Source organism: Candidatus Dependentiae bacterium (assembly GCA_020431705.1).
Lineage (GTDB): Bacteria > Babelota > Babeliae > Babelales > Vermiphilaceae > JAGQHQ01.
Map to the genome: position 1 here is coordinate 1 of JAGQHQ010000031.1, position 4415 is coordinate 4415.

Here is a 4415-nt window from a genome sequence, read left to right on the forward strand (position 1 = left end):
CATTCACAGCCAAGCTGAGAACATAAATCATCTATTTGAGACACCAGCTCACCTGTACTTGTACGTAATTCATCACAACACGCTTCTAGAACTTCTACTCGCGAAAGAATTTCTGTTCCAGCCTCTCCAACACATTTTATTGTGCCACTCGAAACAGAACTAAATAGGTTTGAATCAGTAAATGATATTTCACCAATAGTATCAGCCCCAGCTCCATCCTTCCACAGAGTTACACAATCAACAGTTAATGTACCATTTGCATCAAAAAGCCAATCAAAATCTTTAATTACCCATGTTGCTGGACCTTTAACAAAAATACAACCCTCATCTGTTGTTTGATTGCCAGCTAAAAGTATAGTAACATTACTCATAAAAAGAGTTGATGCTGCATCACCAAAAATAAGGCTTCCACCTCCAGATCCCAAGCCCTTCAAGGTAACATCTGTTAAATAAAGTGTTGAACCAGGATCAATTTTAATACTACCACCCCGACTTATATCTAAAATATTACCATGTCCATTTAAAGTGCTAACATTGTCAAACGTCAAAGAACCAGTCAAATCAACACAAGTATGTATTTCCACATTTGCACAATTTTTAAAAAGTAAATCTGCATCCCATATAAACGGTTTGTCTCCAGTAATAACTTTATAACCATTACCACAAACCGATCCTGATCCAGTCAAAATCATAGCACCACAAAATGACAAATCATTCTGCAAATTTATTGTACCACCATTAAGCAACATGTTTGTGCTAACATTACTTTGCAAAGCAAGATTTAAGACTGTAGCGTTATCCTGTAAAACAACATCTGAAGAAAATATAGGCTTTCCAGAAAACGTATTGTTTTCACCACTTACTAAAACATCCTGTACAACAAAGCCAAACTCTGCCTGAATAAAATCGTTACCAGATAAAAGTAAACGTCCAACAGGATCAAAAACACCTGTAATGAGAAGTTCGCTATCTAAATCTTCAAAGATACCTTTTTCAAATGCAACTTGTTGACCAAGAATTGTACCACTTGTAAGTTTCCTCAAAGTACCATCAAAATCTGTAATAGCACTATCTAAAAAAATTGTTGCACCGCTATTTACTTGCAATGTTGAAGAACGACTATCAAATGTAAATGGATAAGGTTTTATGTAGAAAAAAGCACACAAAAATATTAAAAAAAACGAACTATTTATTATAAATTTCACTACTCAAACCCCTTTCTACATTATAAATAATTATCATATCTCTTTTTTACTTATTATCACGCATCTGCTTGTACCAAAAAACCACTTTCTAATTCTAATGTCGCAGCTGGAGTAATAACAATATTCAGATTATTAAAAGAACTCGTACCATCACCAAACATAATTCCCTCACTTTTACTCATTGCATCACTCTTTAAAAATGATTTTTTATCTACAATCAATTTTCCTCTTAATAATTGGAGTCCAGTTGAAGTTGAATGAAGTGTTGAACCATTAAGTAATAGCTTAGAAGTATTATGTGTAAGATTAAGTAAAGTTCTTTCAGCAGTTATCGGGTCATAAAAAAATCTAACACCAGAATCTAAAATCATTTGACCACATTCTCCTATGGTACTTTCCACTGGTGTTTCATAACAAAATTCAAAGCCATCTCCAATCACATTAAAATTAGAAATAACATCAAAATGTCCTTTTGAGAATGTATAATCATCATCTAAAATATAAGTAACATTCTTTAAAGATATAGTTGAAAGATGATCTAAACATGCTATGTTACCCTCTTTTACACCCTTGATAACAATATTTTTAAGTAATAATGTAGATGCTGGACCAACAGCGATACCCGATGTTTCATCAAAAGTGAGGCAGTGATTTCTTCCGTTTATCATAGAATTACCAGAAAAGGTAATAAGAACATCTTTAAGAAGAATATTACAACTTAAACAGACTGAAAGGTTTCCCCACTCAACCACTTTACTTGAAACTTCTGATACAAATAATAAAAAAATTAAAGTATAACCTACCAGCAACGATCTCATAACATGAGAACATAATTTATTCATATAGCTTCCTTATAGCATCTATTTTTTAGTTTAAGGCTTCAACATAATTTCTGGACAATCTGATGTCGGAATACAACTGACACTTTTTGATAAATCAAGTACATATCCATTTCCATTAATATTACCTAGCGAACTGATTGAAGATATATTATGCATTATCAAATCTTTTTTTAATGTAAGTATATTATTGTTAAGGCAAATTTTTCCTGCGACAGGAAAGCATGAAGAAAAAGTCCCATCACCACACAAAATAAAACCGTCTTGAATCATTGCAAGTGCAGCTATTCTTCCTCCGGGTGCAACAACCTGAAAATCTGTAAAAACTTCTACCGTCGAATCTGAACCTATCTGTGTACTACCAACACACGTATCTACCAAATATCGAACAAATGAAAAATCTCTATTTGGCTCAGCATTACCAGAGTTACCTACAACAAGTATTTTAGCATCATCTTGTATAACAACATCTTTTGCAATATCGGGACCACTTATGTTTGTATAAATAATTCCCGCTGTGCCAAAATTAGAATCTAAACTTCCTGTTGCTGTATACCGAAGAATTGTATAATTATCATTATCAGTATTACCACCAACAAGTACTATCTTATCATCTGCTTGAATTGCAACATCACCAACATCATCAAAAGCACTTACACTTGTTGTTGTTATTCCCGCCGTACCAAATGTTCCATCATCCAATGCTCCTGCTGAAGTATATCGAACAACAACAAAATCTTTTTGTCCAAATGCAGGAATGGTATCCCCAACAACAATTATTTTTCCATCAGATTGAAATGCGGCGCCAGTAACAGTATCTGATTGATTCGCTGTAATTTTTGTTACTGTAATACCACTGCTTCCAAATAATCCATCTAAGCTTCCATCTGTATTATATCTGACAATACTGAATGCTGTGTAAGGACCAGTAACTCCCGCTGTTCCAGCAACAATTATTTTACCATCTGTCTGTATCAAAACAGCTTGCGCTGAGTTAAAAAATCCAATCCCACCCGGATCTGTTGTAACAATACCACCAGTTCCAAACGTTACATCTAAGCTCCCATCTGTGTTATATCTTACAACGCCAAACTCTGCTGGTGAACCTACTTCACCTACAACAACTATTTTCCCATCTGTTTGTATTGCAACAGCGTTTGCAATATTATCTCCTGAACCAGAAACATTTGTTGTGACAATACCTCCGGTACCAAAGGTTGCATCTAATGATCCATTTGCATTATAGCGCGCAACTACAAAAAAAGCTGTTGCCCCCGAAATAGAATTTCGTCCAACAACAACTATTTTTCCATCCGCCTGTATTGCAACATCATTTGCTAAATTTTCATTTGTACCACCAACATTGGTTGTTACTTTTCCATCAGTATCAAAAGTTGTATCCAGACTTCCATCAGTGTTGAGCCTAACTAAAGCCCAATCACCACCAGATGGTTCTGTCGAACCAACAGCAACACTTTTCCCATCAGGCTGCAATGCTATTGCGCTGGCAAAATTTCCACCACCAAAATCAACTGTTCGCTTACCATCAGTATCAAATAATGTATCTAAACTACCATCCACAGCAGAAAGATATTGTGAAAATGTTAAAAAAAAGCCAAAAATTATCAAAAAACGCACAGAATAACGTGTATAATATCGCATCATCTATACTCTCCTAACTCTTCGTATCAGACTCTTCATTATTACTAGCCAATATAATCAAGCAAATTCTTAATAATCGGGTAAAAAAATCTTTTATCCCTTTATTATTATTTTTTATGTTTCCGTTCGCGTTGCTTCATCACAATTGATAATCACAAACTGCTCACCATTAAACGTAAATCCTTGTATTTCATTCAATATTAAGCTACCAATTCCTGCATTATATTGCACATCATGATCACCCGATTGCAAACGAACAACTGAACCATCGCGGCGCACACCATCTCTTACTGGCGGACACAACGCTCCAAGTACTCCGTCTGATGCTGGGTCCAGTGAACCAAGACGCACTAAAATTCTACCATCAGGAGTTGTTGCATTGGATGCAATAAATGACATTTCACTAAATATAGTTACTAATGGCGCAATCGTTTCAAAGAAGTTTTCCTGTAAGTCTGTTGTTGTGTTTACTCGTTCTGACTCTGGTGAAATTGTTGAACCTACAGGTAAGCGAGAAGCTGGCGGTAGCAATAGTGCTGAGGCTAATGGTATTGTACTACCTACAATTTGGAACGGTGCAATTGTAGTACCTGCCGCTAGTTGTGTTGCCCTGTTAAATACTGTATCTGTTGCAACAGTCAGTGGACTTACTAATGGTATACCATCTACAACTGACCCTGCTGCCAATACTGAGCCTGCAGGTATTAAT

4 protein-coding genes are annotated in these 4415 nt (G+C 35.4%); all 4 read right to left on the reverse strand.

Annotated elements, in window-relative coordinates; translation table 11 throughout:
* On the reverse strand, positions 1-1205 hold a 1205-nt coding region (locus KC460_05100; protein ID MCA9770718.1), incomplete at its 3' end, for a hypothetical protein.
* Positions 1206-1261: 56 nt separating this feature from the next.
* Positions 1262-2047, reverse strand: coding sequence for a hypothetical protein (locus KC460_05105; protein MCA9770719.1), 786 nt, complete (start codon positions 2045-2047; stop codon positions 1262-1264).
* Positions 2048-2077: 30 nt separating this feature from the next.
* Positions 2078-3709, reverse strand: coding sequence for a hypothetical protein (locus KC460_05110; protein MCA9770720.1), 1632 nt, complete (start codon positions 3707-3709; stop codon positions 2078-2080).
* A gap of 111 nt (positions 3710-3820) precedes the next feature.
* Positions 3821-4415: hypothetical protein (locus KC460_05115; protein ID MCA9770721.1), on the reverse strand; the 595-nt coding region annotated here is incomplete at its 5' end.

Bases quoted from the DNA above. Each gene is read 5' to 3' on its own strand.
- KC460_05110 (MCA9770720.1), bottom strand. From the start codon at position 3,709: ATGATGCGATATTATACACGTTATTCTGTGCGTTTTTTGATAATTTTT.
- KC460_05105 (MCA9770719.1), bottom strand. From the start codon at position 2,047: ATGAATAAATTATGTTCTCATGTTATGAGATCGTTGCTGGTAGGTTAT.